At 62.1% G+C, this 22,702-nt stretch carries 22 protein-coding genes; 15 read left to right on the forward strand and 7 right to left on the reverse strand.

Annotated elements, in window-relative coordinates; translation table 11 throughout:
* Nucleotide 1: 1 nt before the first annotated feature.
* Together QM609_RS06175 and QM609_RS06180 are read right to left on the reverse strand one after the other, a co-directional pair.
* Entirely contained in the window at nucleotides 2-1,183 is a 1,182-nt protein-coding gene (locus QM609_RS06175; RefSeq protein ID WP_019746495.1) for a multidrug effflux MFS transporter, read from the reverse strand.
* A 7-nt stretch (nucleotides 1,184-1,190) separates the two neighbouring features.
* Nucleotides 1,191-2,042: an alpha/beta fold hydrolase gene (locus QM609_RS06180; protein ID WP_007731641.1), complete on the reverse strand. Its 852-nt coding sequence runs from the start codon at nucleotides 2,040-2,042 to the stop codon at nucleotides 1,191-1,193.
* 101 nt (nucleotides 2,043-2,143) lie between these two features.
* On the opposite strand from QM609_RS06180, the gene QM609_RS06185 reads away from it, so the two are divergent.
* The 15 genes from QM609_RS06185 (at nucleotide 2,144) to QM609_RS06255 (ending at nucleotide 15,845) form a co-directional block, all read left to right on the forward strand.
* Nucleotides 2,144-2,629: an FAS1-like dehydratase domain-containing protein gene (locus tag QM609_RS06185; RefSeq protein ID WP_007731639.1), complete on the forward strand. Its 486-nt coding sequence runs from the start codon at nucleotides 2,144-2,146 to the stop codon at nucleotides 2,627-2,629.
* Nucleotides 2,626-3,024, forward strand: a complete 399-nt coding sequence (locus QM609_RS06190; RefSeq protein WP_021332874.1) for a hotdog family protein — start codon at nucleotides 2,626-2,628, stop codon at nucleotides 3,022-3,024. The genes QM609_RS06185 and QM609_RS06190 overlap by 4 nt, the downstream gene beginning before the upstream one ends.
* Nucleotides 3,025-3,105: 81 nt before the next feature.
* On the forward strand, nucleotides 3,106-4,395 hold the full coding sequence (locus QM609_RS06195) for an aromatic ring-hydroxylating oxygenase subunit alpha (RefSeq protein ID WP_007731634.1): 1,290 nt from the start codon (nucleotides 3,106-3,108) through the stop codon (nucleotides 4,393-4,395).
* A gap of 122 nt (nucleotides 4,396-4,517) precedes the next feature.
* Nucleotides 4,518-5,861, forward strand: a complete 1,344-nt coding sequence (locus QM609_RS06200; protein ID WP_050655585.1) for a M20 family metallopeptidase — start codon at nucleotides 4,518-4,520, stop codon at nucleotides 5,859-5,861.
* On the forward strand, nucleotides 5,861-6,817 hold the full coding sequence (locus tag QM609_RS06205; RefSeq protein ID WP_050655584.1) for a DODA-type extradiol aromatic ring-opening family dioxygenase: 957 nt from the start codon (nucleotides 5,861-5,863) through the stop codon (nucleotides 6,815-6,817). Before QM609_RS06200 ends, QM609_RS06205 begins: the two co-directional genes overlap by 1 nt.
* Before the next feature lie 30 nt (nucleotides 6,818-6,847).
* Nucleotides 6,848-7,720 (forward strand): alpha/beta fold hydrolase, encoded by an 873-nt coding sequence (locus QM609_RS06210; protein ID WP_019746500.1) that lies wholly within the window; start codon nucleotides 6,848-6,850, stop codon nucleotides 7,718-7,720.
* Between the two features lie 109 nt (nucleotides 7,721-7,829).
* The gene (locus QM609_RS06215; RefSeq protein WP_019746501.1) at nucleotides 7,830-8,786 is read left to right on the forward strand and encodes an NAD(P)-dependent oxidoreductase; all 957 of its coding nucleotides are present in this window, start codon (nucleotides 7,830-7,832) and stop codon (nucleotides 8,784-8,786) included.
* Between the two features lie 204 nt (nucleotides 8,787-8,990).
* Nucleotides 8,991-9,974 (forward strand): ABC transporter substrate-binding protein, encoded by a 984-nt coding sequence (locus QM609_RS06220; RefSeq protein WP_007731624.1) that lies wholly within the window; start codon nucleotides 8,991-8,993, stop codon nucleotides 9,972-9,974.
* Nucleotides 9,971-10,834 (forward strand): ABC transporter ATP-binding protein, encoded by an 864-nt coding sequence (locus QM609_RS06225; RefSeq protein ID WP_007731623.1) that lies wholly within the window; start codon nucleotides 9,971-9,973, stop codon nucleotides 10,832-10,834. The genes QM609_RS06220 and QM609_RS06225 overlap by 4 nt, the downstream gene beginning before the upstream one ends.
* Nucleotides 10,831-11,667, forward strand: coding sequence for an ABC transporter permease (locus QM609_RS06230; protein ID WP_019746502.1), 837 nt, complete (start codon nucleotides 10,831-10,833; stop codon nucleotides 11,665-11,667). Before QM609_RS06225 ends, QM609_RS06230 begins: the two co-directional genes overlap by 4 nt.
* Before the next feature lie 13 nt (nucleotides 11,668-11,680).
* Nucleotides 11,681-12,466: a class II aldolase/adducin family protein gene (locus QM609_RS06235; protein ID WP_050655583.1), complete on the forward strand. Its 786-nt coding sequence runs from the start codon at nucleotides 11,681-11,683 to the stop codon at nucleotides 12,464-12,466.
* Between the two features lie 150 nt (nucleotides 12,467-12,616).
* Entirely contained in the window at nucleotides 12,617-13,627 is a 1,011-nt protein-coding gene (locus QM609_RS06240; RefSeq protein ID WP_050655582.1) for an NAD(P)/FAD-dependent oxidoreductase, read from the forward strand.
* Between the two features lie 3 nt (nucleotides 13,628-13,630).
* Entirely contained in the window at nucleotides 13,631-13,951 is a 321-nt protein-coding gene (locus QM609_RS06245) for a DUF362 domain-containing protein (RefSeq protein ID WP_007731605.1), read from the forward strand.
* Nucleotides 13,951-14,775 (forward strand): alpha/beta fold hydrolase, encoded by an 825-nt coding sequence (locus tag QM609_RS06250; protein WP_050655581.1) that lies wholly within the window; start codon nucleotides 13,951-13,953, stop codon nucleotides 14,773-14,775. Before QM609_RS06245 ends, QM609_RS06250 begins: the two co-directional genes overlap by 1 nt.
* A 167-nt stretch (nucleotides 14,776-14,942) precedes the next feature.
* Nucleotides 14,943-15,845, forward strand: coding sequence for an IclR family transcriptional regulator (locus QM609_RS06255; protein ID WP_007731601.1), 903 nt, complete (start codon nucleotides 14,943-14,945; stop codon nucleotides 15,843-15,845).
* Nucleotides 15,846-15,856: 11 nt separating this feature from the next.
* Here the strand turns inward: QM609_RS06255 and QM609_RS06260 are convergent, their stop codons facing one another.
* From QM609_RS06260 to QM609_RS06280, 5 genes are all read right to left on the reverse strand, one after another.
* Nucleotides 15,857-17,380, reverse strand: a complete 1,524-nt coding sequence (locus QM609_RS06260) for an AMP-binding protein (RefSeq protein WP_050655580.1) — start codon at nucleotides 17,378-17,380, stop codon at nucleotides 15,857-15,859.
* Nucleotides 17,381-17,395: 15 nt separating this feature from the next.
* Entirely contained in the window at nucleotides 17,396-18,343 is a 948-nt protein-coding gene (locus tag QM609_RS06265) for a quinone oxidoreductase family protein (protein ID WP_007731598.1), read from the reverse strand.
* Between the two features lie 50 nt (nucleotides 18,344-18,393).
* Nucleotides 18,394-20,730 carry a CaiB/BaiF CoA-transferase family protein gene (locus QM609_RS06270; protein WP_228232382.1) on the reverse strand — a complete coding sequence of 779 codons (2,337 nt, stop codon included), beginning with the start codon at nucleotides 20,728-20,730 and terminating at the stop codon, nucleotides 18,394-18,396.
* 119 nt (nucleotides 20,731-20,849) lie between these two features.
* Nucleotides 20,850-21,821 carry an ABC transporter substrate-binding protein gene (locus QM609_RS06275; RefSeq protein WP_007731596.1) on the reverse strand — a complete coding sequence of 324 codons (972 nt, stop codon included), beginning with the start codon at nucleotides 21,819-21,821 and terminating at the stop codon, nucleotides 20,850-20,852.
* A gap of 26 nt (nucleotides 21,822-21,847) precedes the next feature.
* A complete protein-coding gene (locus tag QM609_RS06280; protein WP_020723626.1) occupies nucleotides 21,848-22,639 on the reverse strand; it encodes an enoyl-CoA hydratase/isomerase family protein in 792 nt (263 codons plus the stop codon).
* Between the last annotated feature and the right edge of the window lie 63 nt (nucleotides 22,640-22,702).

The following is a 22,702-nucleotide window of genomic DNA, read 5'->3' on the forward strand; positions in this document are numbered from 1 at the left end:
TTTATCGACGCACGCAGAGCAGCGCGATCACGCCGAGAACCGAAGCCCCGGTCATGGAGATGGCCACGGCAAGACTGGTGTTGCCGAGAAGGCCGACGATGGGCGCAACCACAGCGGCAGCGCCGAACTGCGCAAATCCGATCAGCGCGGCTGCTGAGCCTGCGGCTTCTCCGTGACGGGACAGTGCAACCGCCGGTGCGTTGGGCATGACAAAACCCGTTGCGCAGAGCATCAGCAGGATGGGGACGGCAAACCCGACGAATCCCCACGAGTCGGTGGCGGCAACAACAACAAATGCAGCGCCGACGGCACTACTGCCCCACATTGCCCAGATCGTGATGGAATTCGGCGACCACCGGCCGAGAAGCACGACGTTGAGCTGGGACGAACCGATCAGAACGACGGCGCCGCCGGCAAAGGCAAATCCGTATGCGGTGGCGCTCAGTCCGAACTGTTCCTGCATCACGTAGGACGACGCGGCGATGTACGACCACAAAACGCCGCGGCCGAGACCGCACACGAGCACCAACACCATGAAGTGGGCATCCTTGCCGAGCGCAATGTAGTTTCGCGCGATGGCGCCGATGCCCTTGCCCGACCGATTCTCGGGTGGAAGTGTTTCCGGCAGCGATACTGCCGCGAGTGCGATCATCGCGATGCCCAGGATGAAGAGAGCGAGAAAGACTCCGCGCCACTGTGTTACGGACATCAGTGCCCCGCCGATGGAGGGGGCCAGGATGGGCGCTACGCCCATGACCAACATCAGCCGCGAAAGTACAACTGCCGCATCGTGTCCGGTGAATAGATCACGAACGATTGCCATCGCGATCACGCCTGTCGCGGCGGCGCCGAAACCTTGAAGGGTTCGCAGCGCAGTGAGGACTTCGATGGACGGAGCAAAGAAGCAGGCCAACGACGCGCCGACGTGAATTACTGTGCCCACGAGCAGGGGACGTCGACGTCCGTAGATGTCGGACAGTGGGCCGATGAGCAACTGGCCGAAAGCCAGACCCAGCAGTGTGCCCGTCAGGGTCAGCTGAACCATCGTGTCCGACGTACCGAATTCCTGCGTGATCTGTGGCAGCGCAGGAAGATACATGTCGACGGTGAACGGCCCGAGGGCGGTGAGAATTCCGAGAAGCAGTACCAATCGGATCCGTGCACCGCCCCTCGGGGCGATCACCGTTCGTTCAGTTGTGCTGTTGGTCAAGGAAACCCGAAACTACACTGTAGTAGTCGTATGGTCGTTCTTCCTGAAGATGATGCGACGCCTTGTCCATGATGTAGAGATGGCCATGGGGAATCATCCGCGCAAGCATGAGCGGGTAGTCCGGGGTGAGGAATGCGTCGTGCATGCCCCAGGCGAAGAGCGTCGGCGCCTGGATCTGGCCGAGTTCAGCTGTGAGATCCTGCCAATCGCCACGAGGTGAGTCCGCCGAGGCAGCCAGGGCCATTTCTTCGGGGTCGAGACTTTGCTCGTATCGCATCTGGAGGGTTTCGGCGGGCAACTTCGATCCGTCGAACCATTCGAGACTGGTGATCAAGGTGCGGAGTTTTTCGAGGGTGGGGCCGGTGCCGCCGTAGTAGACGTCGCGGGCGTTGCGGCCACGACGGCCATCCTCGGGGAGCGGCGCGAGTGGACCGTAGAAGACGGGCATGCTGCCCGTGATCACCAGGGAGCGAACGCGTTCCGGGTACTTTGCCGCAAGATTGAGAGCTATGGTGCCGCCCCACGAGTTGCAGACGAAGTCTGCGCGTTCGATTCCGAGTTCGTCGAGCAGGGCAACCACCTTGGCGGCGTGGAAGTCCCACATTGGGCCGGCGATGGTGCACTTGTCGGACCGACCGTATTGCAGCAGATCAACGAGAATCGCTCGTCGATCCGAGGCGAAGAGCGGTGCCACTGGCCCGAAGTCGGACCACGCAGTGCAGCCGGGGCCGCCTCCGTGCAGGAAAATCGTGGGGTCGCCCTCGCCGAGGTCGTAGTAATGGAATGTGACGCCATCTGCTTTGGCGTACAAGCTCTTCGGTTGATCAGCCATGGCTATACCTGACCTCGAGGTGAGCGGTATGGGAAGTATCGCGGTCCGGCAGGCGAACCCGGTTCGTGGCTGTGAGACTTCCGAATGCCTAGCGTGCTGGCATGAGAACAGAACTCGAGCACGCGCGTGATCGCGCGGAGGCGATGATCGGTACGCGGGAAACGCGAGAGTTGGGAACGGTGCGTCCGGCGGAGTCGGTTGCGTTTGCGGTTGCCACCGCCGAGACGGACCCCCGGTTTCTCGACCCGGAGCACCCGGCATTTGCCGTCCATCCGATGTATCTGCCTTCGCTTTTGCGAGGACCGCAAGGTGGCTCCGATCGAGAGTACCGAGCAGACGGCATGTTCCGTGACGAAGTGCCGGGCACAGACGGTATCGACGTGCGCTTGATGGCCGGCGGGCAGAGTGTGACTTTCTTGCGACCGGCCCCGCTGGGTGAGGCTGTCGTCGTAGGGCGAGTACTCGATACCGTGACGACCAAGGGCCGGGCTCCGGACGAGTTTCTGCTGCTCTCGGTCACCAAGACTTACCGGGGTGCGCAGTCCGGCGCATTCGCCGAGGTCGTCGAGAAGTTCATCGTCCGATGACCGAAACAGTAGTCGTGGGCACGCCGATCGAATCGGTGACCTTGGTCTGCGATCCGGTTCGGATCCTTCGATTCGGGGCGTCGACGCACAATTCGCACCGTATTCACTACGACGCCTCCTATGCGCAGACGGAGGGGTTGTCCGCACCGGTGGTGATGGCCCAGTTGCAGGGCACGCTGTTCTTTCGTGCCGCGTCACACTTTGCCGGTGGATACGAAGGAGTTGTGTCCGTCTCCTGGCAGAATCGTGCGCCCGCGCCCGTCGGAACCACACTCGAGGTGTCGGGTGAAGTGTCCCAAATCGACAGTGACCAACTAACTTTGGCATTGCGGGAGCATTCGGACAATGGCGTGCTGTGTGCCGTCGGAACCGCTGTGGTGGTCCGGGTCTGCTGAGCGAACCGAATCCATTGGCGTAGACCGCAATCTCACCCAAGATCTGTTTCATTCAAACGTTCAGTGTCGAGAGGACTTCACATGACTGGTGTCGAGGCGTCGGAAGCCACGTTCGCGCTGCCCGAGCGGCCACGAGCGGCCGGTCGGCAGGATTGGACGGCATGGCCGGGTTACAACGCAGCCGGCAGCGGATACCGCGGTTACTGGTACCCGGTCACGTGGTCGAACCACATCACCAAAGACCCCAAGAGCTTCACCATCTGTGGTGAAAAGCTGGCGATCATCCGCGACGCAGGCAAGGCATATGCCCTGCACGATCGGTGCCCGCACCGCGGCGTTCCGTTGTCCGAGGGCGATCAGCAGTTCCCGGGAACTGTCAGCTGCCCGTACCACGGCTGGACGTACCGGCTCACTGACGGCAAGCTGGCCGCGGTCATCACCGACGGTCCGGATTCCAAGATCTGCGGCAAGCTGAACGTCCAGACCTATGCGATCGAGGAGCGACTCGGTCTGGTGTGGGTGTACATCCCGATCGCCAACGAGCCGGCGCCGTCCATCGACGACCAGTTGCCGCGTGAGCTGGTGGAGAACAAGGGTATCGTCGGTGGTCGGATTCAGCCCCGAGAAGGCAACTGGCGCTTCGCATGTGAGAACGGTTTCGACGAGGGACATGCGAAGTACCTGCACCGCACCGCATTGTGGCGTCTGTTCAAGCCGATGCCGACGTGGAACATCACGAGCATCGTTCCGGAGGGACGCTGGATCTACCGCGTGCAGGAAGAGGTGTACTGGGAGGCGGAATTCCCGGGCGTGGGAACCTGGACGAACAAGCGGTGGTGGAAGAAGAAGCCGGACGAGACCCAGATTTCGCAGATCGGAAACGTCGGCGCCGGTCTGGACGTCAATCCTGTGATCGCAGCTCAGAACTTCCCCGGTTTTGCTTCGCTGTCCATGCCGGGTGTCCTGCGCATCGCGTACCCCAAGTTCATTCACTACGAGTTCTACGTCCCGGTGGACGAAGACAACCACAAGTACGTCGGCCTCATGGTCAACTTCGTCTCCGGCGCAGCAAAATTGGGCTTCTACGCCAAGTACCTCGGCGCGATCCGCTGGCTGTTCCACGGTCAGTTCTCGGGTCAGGATGCGTGGATGGTCGAGGTCACCGACGCACCGCCGGAGAAGCTGTACCGACCGGACGTGTCGCTGACGACGTGGCGAAATCTGGCAGAGGAAGAGTACGCCGAGAAGATCGCCGACGCGGCCAAGCACACCCCCAAGGCGCCGGTCAGGCCCACCCGAGAGCGCCGGACGCCAACGCCCCGCTCGGCCCCTGTCGCCGACGCTCAGATTCCCACCGGCACCAGCGAATAGGAGAGATACATGTTCAAGATTCTGACGGCTGTCGCTATCGGTGCCGCTGTTGCAGTGGCAGTTCCCAAGCTGTGGCAGCTGGCCGGCGAGCGCAGCAATACTCAGGTACATCAGGTCAATCCATGACCACTGCGAGGGCCGATGCTCTCGCAGGCCTAGGCGACGAGCGCCGGGAATGGGTCGAGCGAGCCTACGCCCATGTCGATCGTGCGCGATTGCGGGATCTCGCCACTTCGGTGGTCAACATTCCCAGTCCGACGGGTGACGAAGCACCGCTGGCCCGCCACATCACGGCGGTCCTGGCAGCGTCGGGCATCGAGGCCCACACAATGGATCTCGATGATCGGCAAGCGAACTCGTGGGGAAGGCTCCGCGGTGACGGGTCCGGACCGGACCTGTTGCTGTATGCGCCGATCGACACCGTCACGACCGGCGATCCGGCGGAAGACCTGCCGTGGGTGGGAAATGAGCTGCGAGCGGATCTGACGCCGCACGCCCAGTTCGACGAGAACTACGTGATCGGATTGGGTGCGTCGAACCCCAAAGGCCACGCCGTCTGCATTGTCGCGGCGGCCGAAGCAATTGCCGCAGCCGGTATTCCGCTCCGCGGTGACCTGGTGCTCGGATTCGGCGCCGGTGGTATGCCGACCAATGCCCGCCCCGGTGTCGGAAACCCCCGACGCAACACCGGCCAGGGCGTCGGCTGCTCGTTCCTCCTGGAACAGGGAGTGTGGGCGGACTGCGCGTTGATCGCCAAGCCCGGCTGGACGGTTTCCTGGGAAGAAGTGGGACTGGCCTGGTTCGAGATCACGGTGCACGGTCTGCACACCTACGTCGGCTCGCGCCACCGGTTGCCGTACCGCAACGCGATTACCGCAGCCGGCGAGGTGGTCGCCAAGTTGGAGGAATGGTTCCCGAAGTACTCGGCGGCGCATCAGGACGGTTTGGTTGCGCCTCAGGGGATCGTTGCCAACATCCGCGGCGGGTGGGAGCGAACAGCGTCGTTCACCCCCGAGCAGGTGCGCCTTACCGTTGATCTACGGCTCAGCCCGCGGACGACGCCCACCGCGGCCAAGCGCGAACTCAAAGCCGTCGTTGCGGAGATCGCACAATCGCTGGATCTGCAGATCGACATCGAACAGGTTCTTGCCATCCCCGGTGAGGGTTCCGACCCTCGAATGTGGTTGCGCCGCGCCGCAGTCCACGCGTGGGAAGCTGCCGAAGGAGAGCCGCATCAGGACTTCTTCGACGCGAGTGGAGCCACCGACGCAAACATCCTGCGCAGCCGCGGCATCCCGACGATTCGGGTGGGTATGCCCAAGGTGGTCGACGCACCGTTCGAGGTGGACTTCGCGATGGGGATGAACACTGTGGACCTGGCTGCGGCGGAGAGATTTACGAAGTATCTGATCCGAGTGGCCCTCGACACCGTCACCCGCTCGCTCGAGGAAGTAGGAATCGACTGATGGCGAAGATAGTTCTGGGTATCGGTGCCTCCCACAGCACCTTGATGAACACCCATTGGGAAGAGACGACGCACAAGGCGGAGGCCGAACGCTTCCGGGACGCGCTGTATCTGAGCCGGGAGAAGATCGCGGCGTCGAAACCCGATGTTGTCTTGATTCTCGGCTCCAACCACTTTCGCGGTTTCTGGCTGGATCTGATTCCGGCGTTCACTCTCGGCGTCGGAGAGTGCATTTCCAGTGGCGAGTCAGGAACACCCAAGGGGCCGCAACGGGTCGACGTGGAGTTCGCCAGGCACCTTGCAAACGAGCTGATCGAAGGTGGCCGGTTCGATCTTGCCTACTCGGCGCGATTGCAGATCGATCATGGTCAGTCTCACGCGATTCAGTACCTTCTCGTCGGAATCGATGTTCCGATAGTTCCGTTGGTGGTCAACGTATTCGCGCCGCCCCTCCCGACGTTCAAGCGATGTGAGGAAGTGGCGAAGGCCCTGCGGGATGCCGTTGCGTCGTATCCGGCGGATACCCGGGTCGTGGTGATCGCGTCCGGTGGATTGTCTCATCGTCTGCCCTGGCCGGACTGGCGGGATCCGCACGGTGAGGACGAGGATTTCATGGTTCAAGCCTGGCTGGACGGCCGGGAGAACTGGTCCGACTACGACGTCCGGCGACGCCAGATCATCCGCGCAGCCGATGCCGCGATCACTCCGGAGTTCGATGACCGAATTCTTGATCTGTTTGCCAGCGGCAAGGCAAGTGAGCTTGCCGAGTTCACGACGCAGCAGATCGAAGACGAGGCGGGCAACGGTGCGCAGGAGTTGCGGACCTGGCTCATGATGGCCGCGATGCTCGACTACGTTCCGGGTGAACGCCTTGCCTACGAAGCGATTCCCGAGTGGCTCACCGGTATGGGTGTCACGATTCTCGATCCAGCTGGAACAGACAGCGCAACAACATAATCTGCACCTTCAGTAAAGGAAGTTTCTCTGATGACAATCTGGAACGAACTTGCCGGGCTCGATTTCGAGTTGACGACCGTCGACGCCGGCGGTGTGCCCACGCGCTCTCTGCAGGCAGGATCCGGTGACGAGGCCGTGATCTTCCTGCACGGCACCAGCGGACACCTCGAGGCATTTGCACGCAATATTGCACCGCACGCCGAGTCTTACCGGGTTCACGCGATCGACATGCTCGGCCATGGTTACACCGGCAAGCCTGACTACCCGTACGAGATTCCGCGCTACGTCGAGCATTTGGTGAACTACCTCGACGCGGTCGGACTGGACCGTGTGCACTTGGTGGGTGAAAGCCTCGGTGGTTGGGTCGCTGCCTACCTGGCCAGCGAGCAGCCCGAACGTGTTCTGTCGCTGCAGTTGCTGGCAGCAGGCGGAACAGTCGCGAACCCGGTAGTCATGGAGCGCATCAAGACGTCGACCGCGAAGGCCGTCCAGAGTGACGACATCGAATTGACCCGCGCACGTATGCAGTTGCTCATGCATGATCCCGCCGATGCAACCGAGGAATTGGTTCAGGCTCGTCACCGGATCTACCATCAGCCTGACTTTGTCGCCAACATCCACAACCTCCTTTCCTTGCAGGAGATGGAGGTTCGCCAGCGGAACCTGCTGCGCCCGGATCGAATGGCACTCATCAAGGCGCCGACTCTTGTGGTCTGGGGTCAGGAAAATCCGTTCGGTGATGTTCCGGAAGCGAAGAAGATGGCCGAGGATATTCCGGGCGCTCAGCTCGAACTCTACTCGGAGTGCGGTCACTGGCCGCAGCACGAGCAGGCAGCGAAGTACAACCCGCTGAGCCTCGAGTTCTTGGCAAAGGCATCAGCCAGCGCGAAGGCAGCTATCTGAGAAGTTCCTGCCAAATATGCTGCTGCGTAATGGAGCCGGTCTCTCGATTGGGAGGCCGGCTTCCGCGTTTTCGAAGGTACAGTCATCGTCTTACAGCGAAGGAGTTCTCGTGAAGAAAGTACTTCTGCTGACGGCCGACGCCGACAACGGACTCGGTACCGCAATCCGTGACGCCGTCAGGGGTGAGGCGGAGGTAGTTCGATTACCTGAGCGCACCACGGGGGCGCTCCGTGCGGAGTTGCCGACATGCGACGTCGTGGTGGGGGACTGGAGTGGTGATCTGCCACTGGGCAAGGAGGAAGCAGAGCTCGGCCGGAATGTGCTCCTCGTCCAACAGCCTGGTGCCGGAACCAATTTCATCGATGCCGAAGCCTGGCGCGCCGCCGGAGTTCCGGTGGCGAATACTCCCGGTGCAAACGCGAACTCGGTTGCGGAGTGGGCAGTGCTCGCGGCAGGTGTGTTGTGCCGCTCCATGTTCTGGGCGCACAACGAGGTTACCGATGGTCGATGGCCACAGGAATCCATCCTGACGCGCGATTGCCGCGATCTGGCGCAGCGCCGGGTCGGCGTCGTAGGTGTTGGTTCGATCGGCCGCCGGTGTGCAGAATTGTTTGCCGCCTTCGGTTGCGACGTCTACGTCACCGCGCGTTCGAGACCGCGTGACACTGTGGCTGCGACGTTTGTGTCACTCGACGAGTTACTGCCTCTCGCGGATGTCCTGGTGCTGGCCGTCCCGCTTACGGAATCAACTCGGGGACTGATCAATTCCCATCGAGTTGCGCAGTTGCCCACCGGAGCGATCGTGGTCAATGTGGCGCGCGGCGCTGTCGTCGACGACGCGGCATTGGCGCGTGCCTTGCGTTCCAGGCATGTCGGCGGCGCTGCCCTCGATGTGTTCGACGTTGAACCACTACCGATTTCGAGCCCGCTCCGTGGATTCGATTCGACCCTCCTGAGCCCGCACGTCGCCGGCGGCAGCGCCGGAGCGCGTGCGTCGATCTATTCGATGACGGCGCAGAATGTCGCCAGTGCGCTGCGCTCGCAGACAATTCGGTGGACATTGTGATTCGGTGGACATTGTGATCGAGGGCCGTGTTACCGAAGTATTTCGGTCCGCACGTTCCTCCAGGTGCAGTGTTTCGCCGAGGTAAGTTCCTGTCCCCGGTCCGCACGGTGGACCCGGTTGGTTCTCGGGTGTAGGTACACACAGCTAGGTTTGCTCTCCACGACCCGCAACTGCGGCACAGATCACAAACAAAGGTGTGAGTAGATGGCCTCGCTGTCAAAGTTTGGAAGGACTGCTCTTGTTTCGGCTGCGCTGCTGCTGACCGTTGCAACCGGCGCATGCAGCCGCCCGGCGACGCAAAGCACAGCTGATTCCGCCGGAAGTGGACCACTGCGTATCGCAGTCGGAATCGATGCTTCCTACGCTCCGTTCTTCGTAGCGGATCAGGAAGGCATGTTCGACGCTGCCGGTTTGGACGTCGAACTCGTCCAGTTCGGTCGTGGTGGCGAGGCCGTCGACGCACTCTCGACCGGGCAGGTCCAGATCGCCGGTAGCTCCGATACGACAACGATCGCCCAGCTGCGTCAGAATCCGTCGTTGCGCGCGATGTACTCGTACGAGGCGTCGGGTGACTACATCAAGGTCGTGCTGCGTAACGGTGTCGACTCACCGGCTGCGATCAAGAAGATGGGCATCGTCCCGGGTCTCAGCCAGATTTCGACGGACAAGTACCTCGCTGCCAATTCCATTGCCCCCGGTTCGGTCGAGATGATCTCGGCGACCCCGACGGACATGCCCGCACTGCTCAGTCGCGGCGACATCGACGGGTTTGTCCTGTGGGAGCCGTGGCCGGCCACCGCCCTGGATCAGGGAACCGGCCACGTGGTGGCAGTAACCGGAGACTACGGCTGGTTCTATCATCATTGGGCGATCACGACGGCTCCGTGGTTGTCGGCCAACGAAGAGACAGCGCGAACCGTCGCGAAGGTGCTCGACGAGGCAACGCGCAAGGTCGAGTCGGATCCGGGCGTGGCAGCGTCCGCGACCAAGGCGGCTGTGAACGTCAGCGAGGATCAGACTATTGCCGCGGTGGACGAGATCGACTTCGCCGTGGTGAATCTCGAAGCTGCGGATGTCGAGTCGGCTCAGTCGATCGTAGATTTCTACAAGTCGATCGGTGTTCTCAGCGACCAGCCGGATCTCGAATCGGCAATGCTTCTGGATTGGTACAAGGATGGTGCACAGTGAGTATCGCAACAAGTGGTTCAACGACCAGCTCGACGAATAGCGCGGGGACAGCCGGCCCCGGCAAGAAGAACACCGGTGTTGCCATCGACGTGGTCGACCTCGGAATCAGCTTCGGCGCGGCGGAGATCGTCGCCGGAATCGACATGCACGTGCAGCCAGGTGAATTCGTCTGTCTGCTCGGTCCGAGTGGCTGCGGCAAGTCGACGCTGCTGTCGTCCATGGCCGGCTTCGTGGAACCCAGCGCCGGCGAGATCGTGTGCGACGGAGATGTCGTCGCCGGCAGTAACCGCCACGCCGGCATGGTGTTTCAGAGCTCCGAAGCGTTGTTCGAATGGATGACCGTGAGCCAGAACGTGGCCTACGGCCCCAGGATGCGTGGAGCGAACCGCAGCGAGCAGGCGAGTATCGCGGCCGAGTACCTCGCGATGGTCGGCTTGCCCCACGCGGGTGCGAAGTTCCCCTCGCAGCTGTCCGGCGGTATGCGGCAACGTGTTCAGATCGCACGAGTTCTTGCCAACCAGCCGTCGTTGGTTCTCATGGACGAGCCGTTCGGTGCGTTGGACGCTCAGACTCGTCAGGTTCTGCAGACCGAACTCGACCGTATCTGGCGGCACACCCGCTGCACCGTGGTATTCGTGACTCACGATATCGACGAGGCACTGACGTTGGCTGACCGTGTGATCGTGATGTCGGCCGGCCCGCGGGCCCGGATCAAGAGCGTCTACGAGGTCAATGCGGCTCGTCCGCGAGACCGCAACGATCCCGAGGTGATCGAGCTCTACGAGAAGCTGCGGGACGACATTCGGGCAGAGGTGGTTGCGTCGCTGCGGAACCAAGGCATTGAGGAGGATGAGCTGTGACGGCTGTAGTGACCGGTGGTTCAGCCGGTGTGAGAACAGCGAAGGTGGCGGAGACAAAAAAGCGTTCGTCGGCGCGGCGATCCAAGATTGTCAAAGCGACGCTGATGTATGCAGCCTCAGCGGCAATCGGTTTGGGCATCTGGTCGTTCCTGGCGTGGTGGTACGGGCCGACCACCATTGCATCACCGGCCGAAGTATGGTCGGCGGCACAGGAACTGTGGGAGAGCGGCGTTCTGTGGTCGTCGATCACCGCATCGGGTCAGCGAATTCTCATCGGCTGGTTCCTGGGTGTCGTGATCGGTGCTCCCGTCGGAATTCTGATGGGCCGCATTTCCATCGTGCGACAGCTCCTCGATCCGTACATCGAGTTCTTCCGGTTCATTCCGCCTATTGCGTTTGTCACTCTCGCCGTCGTCTGGTTCGGCATCGGTGAGACGTCGAAGGTTGTTCTGATCTTCTACACCTCGGTATTCATCGTCACGGTCAGCACGATTGCCGCGACTGTAGCGATCAGCGAGAACAAACTGCAGGCAGCGGCAAATCTTGGTGCCAACAAACTTCAGATCATGAAGACGGTGGTCTTGCCGTCGTCGATCCCCGGCATCGTCACGGGCGCTCGCCTGGCGATGGGCAACAGCTTCCTCACCATCGTGTCGGCGGAGATCGTCGCCGCCGACCAGGGTATCGGTTCGATGATCTGGCAGGCTCGAAACTACGGCCGGATCGACTGGACGTTCGTCGGCATCATCGTCCTGGGCATCATGGGCTTCATCTTCGACCGGATTCTCCGCATTCTGTCCTCGCGGTACCTCGCCCGTTACGGCGTCAAATAGTCAGGAGCGCAGCATGAATCACCCGCTGAGCATTGCCGAGCAGGCCGGAATTCCGGGACCGCCCGAGTTCACTGATATCGAGAGTGAGCGGCGTCGTCGCAAGACCGCTGTCATCGGCGGGTATCGGATTTTGTCGAAATTCGGTTTGGACGAGGGAATCTCGGGACATATCACCGCCCGAGACCCAGAAGATCCGGAGACTTTCTGGACTGCGCCGTTCGGGCGGCACTTCTCCCAGGTTCAGCCGGAGGAATTGCTGCATGTGGCGTCGGACGGCGCGGTCATTTCCGGAGACGGACCGCTCAACCGAGCAGCGTTTGTCATCCACAGCAAGGTTCACGAGGCTCGTCCCGACGTCATCGGAGCTGTTCACGCTCACGGTTTGAACGGTAAGGCGTTCTCCTCGCTGCACACCCGCCTCACGCCGATCACTCAGGACGCGTGCGCCTTTCACGAGGATCACTCGATCTACGAGGAGTATCACGGGGTGGCGCTGGACGAAGAGGAGGGGATTCGCATCGCGGATGCCCTCGGATCGAACAAGGCCGTGATCCTCACCAACCACGGTCATCTGACCGTCGGAACTTCCGTGGAGAGCGCAGTGTGGTGGTATGTGTCGATGGAGCGGTCGATGCAGGCGGAGTTGACGGCGCGAGCCGCCGGTGATCCGGTTGTCCTGCACGAGAAGATCGCGGCGCAGGCCTACGAAGCAGTCGGCACCGAGAAGGTGGGGTGGTTTGCGTACTCGACCATCATCCAGAAGATCGCAGCAGACGAACCCGAGGTATTCGCGCACTGAATTCTTCGCGCACTGAATTCCTGCGAGCATTGGGCCCGTCGACCGAGAGGTCGGCGGGCCCTTTTCGTGGTGTCCCGCAACTGTTACCGAGGTCTGTTGAGCGGACCGGTTTCATTTGCGTGAGTCCGTCGGCGCAATACCGTATCGAGTGTGAACAAAACGTCTTCCACGGCGACCGACAACGAGATCGGCGTCGATATTCTGATCATTGGTGCCGGCCCCGCCGGGCTGTACGGCGCGTACTACGCAGGCTTCCGCGGCCTCTCGGTTGCCGTGATCGATGCCCTTGCGGAACCGGGGGGACAGGTCAGTGCGATGTACCCGGAGAAGGCGATCCTCGACATCGCGGGATTCCCTTCGGTCAAGGGACGCAACCTCATCGAGGGTTTGATGGCGCAGGCTGCCCCGTTCGATCCGGTGTACCTTCTGGGCATGCAGGCTCGTGAGCTGTCGCATGACGACGACGGCCGGGTGCGGATCACCACCAGCACGGGCCAGGTCGTGGTGGCCGGCGCGGTTGTCATCACCGGCGGCATCGGAACCTTCACCCCGCGTCCGTTGGCGAAGGGTTCGGAGTTCATGGATCGGGGGCTGAGTTACTTCGTCCCGGATTTGTCGGCGCACACCGGGAAAGACGTTGTCATCGTCGGTGGCGGCGACAGCGCGTTCGACTGGGCCGTTCACCTGGAACCGATTGCCAAGTCCGTCACCCTGGTTCACCGGCGAGATCGTTTCCGCGCACACAAATCCACAGTCGCCAAGGTGCAGGAAAGCAGTGTCCAGGTTCTCGTCAACGCCGATGTCTCGGCGGTACGTGGAAACGGGTGGATCGGCGAGGTCGACATCACCCACAAACAAGACAAGAGCACGTCCACGCTGCCCGCTCAATCCGTCATCGCTGCATTGGGATTCACGGCCGACCTCGGTCCGATGATGGAGTGGGGAATCGAGATCGACAATCGCCACATCGCGGTGAACACACGGATGGAGACGAATGTTCCGCGTGTGTATGCCGCCGGGGACATCACGGACTATCCCGGCAAGGTCCGCTTGATCGCCGTCGGTTTCGGCGAGGCCGCGACTGCGGTGAACAACGCTGCGGCAGTGCTGGATCCGGAAGCAGAAATCTTCCCTGGACACTCCACCGAACAGGAGAGCTAGGCAATGGCATTTGTCATCGGTGAAGCATGCATCGACTACACGGACCGATCGTGCATGGAAGAATGCCCCGTGGATTGCATCTACGAGGGTGATCGCAAGCTCTACATCAACCCGAACGAATGCATCGATTGCGGCGCTTGCGAATTGGCTTGCCCGGTGGAGGCGATCACCGTCGACCGGAAAGCAGACCCGGATTTCAAGGAAGACAACAAGCGCTTCTTCCTCGAGGTCTTGCCTACCCGTAGCGAGCCCGTCGGAAATCCGGGTGGTTCGGCAAAGATCGACATCGTCGGCGTCGATACCCCGATGGTTGCGGCGTTCTGATGGCTGGCGGCCTGCAACTCGGATACGTTGATTCGTCTTTCGGGCAATTGCATTACGCGCAGCAAGGTTCGGGTGAGGCGATTCTCCTGCTTCATCAGGCGCCCCGGTCGTGGGACGAGTTCCGCGAGTTCATTCCACTCCTTGCCGACGACTTCCGCGTTGTCGCGATGGACATGCCGGGGTACGGCAACAGTGCTCCGGTGCCCGGCCCGCAGACCATCGAGACCTATGCGCGAGGCGCGTGGGAATTGCTCGACACCCTGGGCATCGATCGAGTCACGGTCATCGGTCACCACACCGGTGCGGCAGTGGCGCTCGAGATGGCGGCATCACGCCCCGAGAGGGTGCACGCTGCCGTGCTCTCGTCGTGCCCGTGGACCGACCGCAACTACCGCGAGGGGCACTCGGGACCCGGTGGGATCGACTGCGTCGACCGGGCCGCAGACGGTAGCCATCTCACCAGGCTGTGGGAGATGCGTCGCCCCTACTACCCCGAACCAGGCACCGCACTGCTCGACAGGTTCATCCGAGACGCGCTTGCCTACCGGGTCGATCCGGCGGAGGGGCACAAAGCCTGCGCCCGCTACGTCATGGAGGCGAGAGTCGGTTCGGTGACTGCGCCGGTTTTGCTGATCGGCGCGCAGAAGGATCCCTTCTCGATGCCTAACATTGCGCCGTTGCGTGCACACCTGACGGGTGCGGCAGTGGTGGAAACGGAGATCGTCGAATCGGGGACCGTCGCACTCGTCGAGGAGCACGCTCCGCAGATTGCATCCGCCGTCCGCATGTTTCTGGAGAATTACGCAGGTAGGCGCCCCGTGTAAACTCTGCGGGACGGGTTCACTGAGCGGACCGTGTGGCGTGCGTCTCATCGTGTCGTCACCATAGTGTCAGTCTCGAAGCACCTGCACCTAACGAGGACCCCGACCGATCTCGGTCGTTGTGGCACTCGGTCTCGGCAGGCTGTCACAGATCGTTCAGGAGGACACTCATGGCCGCTCCACAACAATCCGTCGGGTTCGGATCCGTACTACCCATCGCGTCGGAAACGACCGCTGCATCGCAGCCTGCAGGTGAACTGTCCTCGGTCCTGGGCAAGGCTCGAATGATCTTGGACGCTTTCGACACCGACCACAGTGACCTGTCTCTGACGGAGCTCACCCGGCGCAGTGGGGTCGCGAAAGCGACGGTTCACCGGTTGGCCGGCGAGCTGGTCGAGTGGGGATTGCTCGAGCGCGCGGGTACCAAGTACCGGCTCGGCCTGCGATTGTTCGAGCTGGGCCAATTGGTGCCGCGTCAGCGGATTCTGCGCGACGCGGCGCTGCCGTACATGGAGGACCTACTGCTGGCGACGCAGGAGACGGTTCACTTTGCGGTTCGTGACGGCATCGACGTCCTCTACATCGAGAAGATCATCGGACACCGCGGGCTCAATCAGCAGTCGCGGGTGGCCGGTCGGCTCCCGCTGTACTGCACCGCCACCGGCAAGATCATCCTTGCCTTCTCCCCGCAATCGGTCTTCGACGAGGTAGTCGAGCAGGGTTTCACCGCCTTGACCAGTCGAACGACGATGTCCGTCAGCGTGCTGCGCCAGCAAACCGAGCGGATGCGTAAGGAACAACTCGCGGTGGAGGTCGAGGAGACACGGCTCGGGTACATGAGCGTTGCAGTGCCGGTGTTCAGCGGCCCGCGCACTCTGGCCGGCGCGTTGTCTGTGACAGCGCCGACGGCTCGCCTCAACGTCAGCCGCATCACCGGGGCCCTGCGCACTGCCGGCGCCGGAATCACCCGAAAACTTCATGCCATGAAGTGCACACATTCGCCGAGCGACCCGCTGGCTCTGCGCACGATCTGCAGTCCGGTGATGTGTTCGTTCAACGGTTGCGGCAAGTAGCGAGGCGCGGTCTATCGCCGGGCGCGGAACACGCTCTTCTCGCAGTCCCAGGTGTGTGGGCCGACGCCTCTCTCACGTAGCACTGCTTTCTGTACCTTGCCGGTTTCGGTGAGTGGCAACGTGTCCACGACGTCGATGTACCGGGGAAGTGCAAAGTACGGCAGCTGTTGCTGGGAGAACTCCAGAATCGAAATGGGGTCGAAAGATACTCCGGGGCGCAGTATTACAGTTGCCATGACGTCGTCCTCGGCCAGATCCGACGGTACCGGGAAGACAGCAACCTGACCGACCGACGGATGCAACGCCAGAACGGTTTCCACTTCGGCCCCGGAAATATTTTCACCGCGGCGCCGAATCACGTCTTTGATGCGATCGACAAATCGGAACCAGCCGTCTGCTTCCCGAATCACCCTGTCACCGGTCTGTATCCAACTCTCCGTCGCCGGAATCTCCTCGCCCAGATAGCCCAGTGAACAGGCGCCGGGGATCGTGCTGCGGACCACCAGTTCGCCGGGCTCCCCGTCTGCGGCCGCAGTACCGTCGTTGACGACTGCGGCGTCGTAGCCACTCATCACCCGCCCCATGTACCCGGCCCGCCGATCTCCCGGAAGTGTGCCTATCGCGAGATTGGTTTCGGTACTTCCGAATCCGTCCACGAGTTCTACACCGAATCTCTGGGCAAACGGTTCGATCAGATGAGCCGGCGTTGCGGGGGCAAGTGCCACGTGGACGCTGTGCTGTCGGTCTTGCGGCGATGGGTCCGCGTTCATCAACATGGCCACCATCGCACCCAGCAGGTAGTCGACAGTTGCGCCGATCTCGCGAACTTCGCGCCAATGATTGCGGACCGAAAAGCGTTGTCCCAGGAAAAAAGTAGACCCGGCCCAAAGGGACTGAACAAAGGCATTGAGAGCATTGGTGTGAAACAGCGGCAGGCAGTTGTACAGCACATCGTCCCCGGTGAGCCCGAGTGAGGCGCCGACGCCTTTGCCCCACTGCAGGAACTGCGCGTGCGGGCATCGGACGCCTCGGGGCAGACCGGTGGTGCCGGAGGTGAAGAGTATCGCGGCCAGGTCGAGCGGATCGAGGGTCTCGGGCTCACAGCCCGGATGCGAACCGGCAGTGGGGACGCACTGTTCACCCATGACCCACACGGTGCCGTCGAATCCGGCTACAGCGCCTGAGTATTCGGGTGAAACCAGGATCCGTTGTACACCAGCCTGTTCGAGTGCGCCGGCAACACTGTCGGCTCGGAGGGCCGTATTGAGTGGGACGACAACCGCACCGATCCACGCGCATCCGAGAACAAGGTCTGCCAGTTCGATCCTGTTGCCGGACAGTGCCGCCACGCGCTCCCCACGGCCGACACCGTGATTACGGAGATCCGCCCCCATCGACGCTGCACGATCCCGCAATTCGCGGTAGGTGACCGTGATCCCGTCGACGACGAGCGCCGGGTGCTCCGGACGCTCCAAAGCTCGCCTCCGGATCAAATCCGGAAGCGAGCGCGGAATGGCATGTGCGTCGTGGGGCATGGGTAATTGTATCCCTCAGGGTACGACGACGGCCCGGCCGGCAACCTTGCCCTCACCCATCAACTGCAGTGCCGTTGCGATGTCATCCAGCGGAAACTCCTGCACTGCAACGGAAATCTTGCCTTCGATGAGCAGCCGGATCATTTCAGGTGCCAGTTCGGCTTGCCGGGCAGTCTTGCGAATCATGTTGACGGGCAGGATCCGGACATCGCTGAGCAACCAGTTCGGCAAGTCCAGGGTGAGGCTCTTACCCAAGGTATATCCGATCAGGGCAGCCCGGCCACCGGGGACAACACTCGCCAGAAGGTGCGGCAAGCCGTCGCCGCCAAGCGTGTCGATCACGGCGTCGACGGAAGGCTCGGATCCCACCACTCCGGCAAGTTCGTCGCCTTGCCCGACGACGGGACGCACACCCTCCGGCAGCAAGGCAGCCTGATCTTCGCGCGGTACAACACCGATTACCTCGGACGCTCCGGCAAGCAGAGCGAACTGTGCTGCCATCGATCCGACAGCGCCGGATGCTCCGGCGACAACAACTCGTTCGCCGGGAGCGACGGCTGCAATGTCGTTGACGGCAACATAGCCGGTTGTGCTGGGCAGGAAGAAGGTTGCGGCGACGGCCGGCGACAGTGCGGGATCAAAGGGTGTGAACGCCTTGTCTGCCGCTACCAGATACTCAGCCCAGCAACCGTTCTTGAACAGGCCGACTCCGCCGCCTCGGACCAGAAGGCGGGTGCCAGGCTCATAGGTGTCGGATTCGATTACCGTCGCCGCTCCGTCTGTTCCACCGATATGTGGCAGGTTCGGCTTGACTCCGAAGTTTCCGCTCGCGACGGTGATGTCGAGATGGCCGAGCGCGGCAGCGTCGATGCGCACGAGCGTCTGACCGGATTCACGTGTGGGAATGTCGATGTCGTCGATGACCGGTGAAGTGCCGAACTGATGGAGTCGGGCCGCGCGCATTGTGTCTCCTAGTAGCGATCTGTGAATGGATGTACTGAATATGAGTGCGGTCAGGACAGGATCGACTGGTCGCGAAGTCCGGCGATCAGTTCGTCGCTGTATCCGAGCACCGACTCGAGGACGTCGTCGGTGTCCGCGCCCAGCACCGGCGCAGCGCGTCGGATCGAGCCGGGTTCGGAGTTCCGGCGAACGGGGATGCCTTCGTGGAGGAATGTTCCGGCGAGGGGATGTTCCTGTGCCGAATAGAAACTGCGTGCCCGAAGATGTGGATCGCTCTCGACCAGGTCGCGTCCGTCCTGGACGGTGCCGGCCGCGATACCCGCCGATTGCAAGCGTTCCATGACGGTTTCGGGTGACAGAGTCCTGGTCCAGTCGGCGATGGCGTCGTCGATACGTTCGTGATCGGCTTGGCGGCTTTCTGCACTCGCGAAGTCAGGATTGCCGATCCATTTCTCTGCTTCGATGATGCGGCACAATGCATTCCATTCCGTGGTATCGCGAACGGCAATCGAGCACCACCGGTCGCTGCCGAGGCACGGGTACACGCCGTGTGGTGCCAGTTCGTGATGGCTGTTGCCGATCGGATCGGGGGACTGTGACCGGGCGGCTCGGAGAACGCTGGTACCCATGTGCGCTGCCATGGCTTCGAGTTGTGACAGGTCTACGTGCTGTCCCCGGCCGGTCCGGTCGCGGTAGTCGAGGGCTGCCAGCATCGCGACGCCGGCTTGCAGTCCGGCGACGATGTCGCCATGGCCGTAGATGACTCCGACAACATCATCGGCGTTCCAGCCGGTCAGTGCGGTCAAACCGGTACTTGCCGAAACGATGTCGGCATACGACACCCAGTCCTTGCGAGGACCGGTGTGACCCATCCCGGACATCGACACGTAGATGATGTCCGGTTTGAGCTCCCGGAGTTGTTCGTAGCCGAGCCCCATCTTGTCCATGACCGACGAGCTGAAATTCTCGACCACGACGTCGGAGTTCCTGATCAGGTCGCGCAGTACCGAAAGGCCCTCTGCGGATCGGGTATCGAGTGTGATGCTGCGCTTGTTGCGGTTGACGTCGTTGAAGTACCCGCTGGTGTTCGGATTGTCGTGCGGTCCTCGCGAGAGATGCATGAACGGTGCAAAGCGAGTCGGGTCCGGGCGTCCGATCGATTCGACCTTGATGACATCGGCACCGTGGTCGGCAAGGATTCTGGTGCCGTACGGGCCCGCCAACACCCACGTGAGATCCAGGACGCGGACACCTTCGAGGCTGGGCGTGCTGCCACCGCTGAACTCGTGGGTTTCGTTCACTGCCACAGGCGAGGTGGCCTTCAAGAGTTCCTGATGCTGGCCCAACCGGGCAGCCTCGAGCGTTCCGATGCGCCGGCCTTCGGGGAAAGCGAAGCCGAACCCGAGATCGCGGTAGGTACCGTGATCTCCGGTCACGTCGGTGAAGAAGTCCCGGTCGTTGAGTTGCGGGTTACGCAGCAGTTCTTCGGGCCGGTCGACCGCTGCCCACGGCAACTTGCGTGACTGCGCGCTGACCGCGAATTCTTCCTTCGGCCACTTCGCGATGAAGGCGGACAGAACGTCGAAAATGTGTTCCTGATGCGTCTTTCGGTAGACCGCGTCGGACCACTCCGGTTGATCGAGATCGTCCTGAGCATCGTTGTCGATCAGCCAGGCCAACATGCCGTCCCACATGCGGGGGCTACCGCCGAGGCCGCCACCGACATAACCGTCGGCGGCCTGGAACAGTCCGTGCGGAACGAGCGGATGTACCCGGCCCGGACGCGGTGGTACGCGGTCCTCGTGAATGTAGGCAAGAGTGCCCGCTTCCAGCGCGGCGGCAACACATTCCTGAGCGCTGATCTCCAGCAACGGGTTGTGGCCCTTGGATCGCGAACGCAGTCCGAGAAGCACGCCGATTGCGGCATTGATTCCGGCGAGCTGCTCAGCCTGGAGTTCGGGGAGCAGCAGTGGAGGGTGCTCGGGATCGCCGACCTGGGCCATCATCCCGCCGAGTGCCGCGACGGTCAGATTTGTTGCCTTCCAGTCACTTCGCGGTCCGGTTGTGCCGAAGGGTGTCACTCGTACGTGAACGAGAGATCCTCGGTTGTCGCGTAGAGCGCCGGTCGCGCTGCCGTCGAGCAGGACGTCGGCACTGCGCAGCAGTGCTTCGAAAGCGAGGCGATCGTTGCTGTCGTCGATATCGAGGACAACGGACTTCTTGCCCGCATGCCAATGCAAGTACGAATCACCCTGGGACTCGGTGCGACTGGGGTCACCGGTGGGTGGTTCTACCAGAATGACCTCGAAACCCAGCCCGACCAGGATGCGCCCGGCGAATCGCGCAAACGGACTGGAAATCTCTACGACCCGTACCGGGGGATGCACCACAACTACTCCGTTTCAATCGAAAGATATCGCCGAACCGACTGGAGTCGAACGTAGTTCTGCGGGCCGGTGGGCGACATGATTTCGGTCTGCCCACCGGACCCGTTCTCACTCTCCGCTCAGGCGGCGTTCTGCTCGAACCATCCCGAGAGGAGGACAGCGGACGGATCGATGTCCGCGGAGATCTTGCCCTGCTCGCGGAAGAATGCAACAAGTTCGTTTGCGCGCTCCACGTCGTCCTCGGTGAATCCGCGTCCACCGAAATCGATTTGGGTCACCCGGTCTGCGGCCTCGGCCGGGTCCATCTGGATAGACGCGGCAATTGCGGTTGCAGCCCGATCCGGATCCGAGTTCACGATTGCCGACGCTTCCGAGATCACCTTGAACACCTTGCCTGCGGTTTCTTCGTTCGCGGACAACCAGTTGTCCGAAGCGATGATCCATTGGGCGTACTTGGCGCCGAAGTCGCCGGTCGTGGCAACAACGCGCCCGCCGGTATTGACACTCTGCGTCACCCAGGGGTCGAAGGACAGGAAGCCGTCGATGTCACCGCGCGCCAGCAATGCAGGCTGTTCGGGCGGGCTTGTGCTCACGAGTGTGACCGTCGTGGGGTCGATGCCGAGACTGGCCAGGTACTGGTTCGTGAAGTAGAGGCCGATGCCGGGGAAGACGCCCATGGTCTTGATCGACTTCGGCTCGACGCCATTCCTCAGTACAACCTGGAAGTATCGGTCGGATTCCTGAAATACGCCCAGCGCCCGCAGGCTCGGATTGGCGGCCATGACGGACAGTGCCGTCGAGTCGGCATTGCCGGAGAGTTCCGAAGTTCCGGCTACGACGTTCTGGGCGCCTGCTGCCCCGCCTTCGGTCTGGATGACCTGGACGTCGAGGCCGGCGGCCTCGAACATGCCCTCGTGGTCGGCCAGGAAAATCGGGGCGTACGACGGGTCTACACCTACCGCGATCCGTACCAGGCCACCACTTTCGGCGGAGTTGTCGGTAGCGGGGCGGGTGCATCCGCTGACGGCGATCGTCAGGGCGGCGAGAGAAGCGACTGCGCCCACCCATTTCTTCTGAAATTTGTTGAGCATGATGGCCTCTCGGTAAATGGGAGCTGTCAGCGTCCCGTGAAGGTGGGGGACCGCTTGTCGAGGAATGACTGAAGTCCCTCAGCAGCGTCGTCCGTCTTGATCAGGTCGAGCACTGCCTCGAATTCGAGATCCAGCGCTTGATCGAGCGGCAACGACATGCCCTCGTCGACAATGCGTTTGATCATTCCGATGGTGGCAGTGGGTTTCGTCGCGAGTTCGCGTGCGAGGTCAGCGCAATGCGCATCGAGGTCGGCGTCCGCAACGACGGTGTCGACCAGGCCGATATCGAGTGCATGCTCGGCGCTGAGGCGCTTGCCTTCGATCATGAGCACTTTGGCTCGGTGAGCCCCGATGAGGCGTGGAAGTCGCTGGCTGCCACCGGCACCCGGAAAAAGCCCAAGTCCGATCTCGGGGAAGCCGATGGTCGCCGACTGCGCCATGATGCGGAAGTCGCAGGCCAACGTCAGTTCTGCTCCGCCGCCGAGTGCGTGCCCGTTGATCTTCGCGACGACAGGTTTGGGAGCCGACTCGAGGATCCGCTGTACGTCGACCCACGGGCGCATCGCGCGCTGAGTTTCTTCCGTCAGCTCGCGCATCACGGTGATGTCCGCACCGGCGACGAAGAACCGTCCAGTGCCCGTCACGACAATGACGCGGACGGTCTGGTCCGACGCGAGTACCGGCAGTATCTCCAGAAGCTCGGCGATCATGCTGGGGTTGAATGCGTTGGCTGGAGGTTTGTCGATAGTCACGGTGGCAATCGAGTCTGTGACGTCGACGGTGACGAAGTTGTAGGTCTGGCCGGTCTGTCTCGTCAAGTGAGCTCCTGTCAGCGGGTTGGCGGGGTAAACCGGTCGAGCCGGGGGATGTGTAGTGGGAAG

Source organism: Rhodococcus sp. IEGM 1302, from assembly GCF_030056935.1.
GTDB classification, from domain to species: Bacteria; Actinomycetota; Actinomycetes; order Mycobacteriales; family Mycobacteriaceae; genus Rhodococcus_F; species Rhodococcus_F qingshengii.

Excerpts from the sequence above, each read along its gene's own strand:
- QM609_RS06180 (WP_007731641.1), bottom strand. The coding sequence starts at position 2,042 with ATGGCTGATCAACCGAAGAGCTTGTACGCCAAAGCAGATGGCGTCACA.
- QM609_RS06185 (WP_007731639.1), top strand. The coding sequence starts at position 2,144 with ATGAGAACAGAACTCGAGCACGCGCGTGATCGCGCGGAGGCGATGATC.
- QM609_RS06190 (WP_021332874.1), top strand. The coding sequence starts at position 2,626 with ATGACCGAAACAGTAGTCGTGGGCACGCCGATCGAATCGGTGACCTTG.
- QM609_RS06195 (WP_007731634.1), top strand. The coding sequence starts at position 3,106 with ATGACTGGTGTCGAGGCGTCGGAAGCCACGTTCGCGCTGCCCGAGCGG.
- QM609_RS06200 (WP_050655585.1), top strand. The coding sequence starts at position 4,518 with ATGACCACTGCGAGGGCCGATGCTCTCGCAGGCCTAGGCGACGAGCGC.
- QM609_RS06205 (WP_050655584.1), top strand. The coding sequence starts at position 5,861 with ATGGCGAAGATAGTTCTGGGTATCGGTGCCTCCCACAGCACCTTGATG.
- QM609_RS06210 (WP_019746500.1), top strand. The coding sequence starts at position 6,848 with ATGACAATCTGGAACGAACTTGCCGGGCTCGATTTCGAGTTGACGACC.
- QM609_RS06220 (WP_007731624.1), top strand. The coding sequence starts at position 8,991 with ATGGCCTCGCTGTCAAAGTTTGGAAGGACTGCTCTTGTTTCGGCTGCG.
- QM609_RS06235 (WP_050655583.1), top strand. The coding sequence starts at position 11,681 with ATGAATCACCCGCTGAGCATTGCCGAGCAGGCCGGAATTCCGGGACCG.
- QM609_RS06245 (WP_007731605.1), top strand. The coding sequence starts at position 13,631 with ATGGCATTTGTCATCGGTGAAGCATGCATCGACTACACGGACCGATCG.
- QM609_RS06250 (WP_050655581.1), top strand. The coding sequence starts at position 13,951 with ATGGCTGGCGGCCTGCAACTCGGATACGTTGATTCGTCTTTCGGGCAA.
- QM609_RS06255 (WP_007731601.1), top strand. The coding sequence starts at position 14,943 with ATGGCCGCTCCACAACAATCCGTCGGGTTCGGATCCGTACTACCCATC.
- QM609_RS06260 (WP_050655580.1), bottom strand. The coding sequence starts at position 17,380 with ATGCCCCACGACGCACATGCCATTCCGCGCTCGCTTCCGGATTTGATC.
- QM609_RS06265 (WP_007731598.1), bottom strand. The coding sequence starts at position 18,343 with ATGCGCGCGGCCCGACTCCATCAGTTCGGCACTTCACCGGTCATCGAC.
- QM609_RS06275 (WP_007731596.1), bottom strand. The coding sequence starts at position 21,821 with ATGCTCAACAAATTTCAGAAGAAATGGGTGGGCGCAGTCGCTTCTCTC.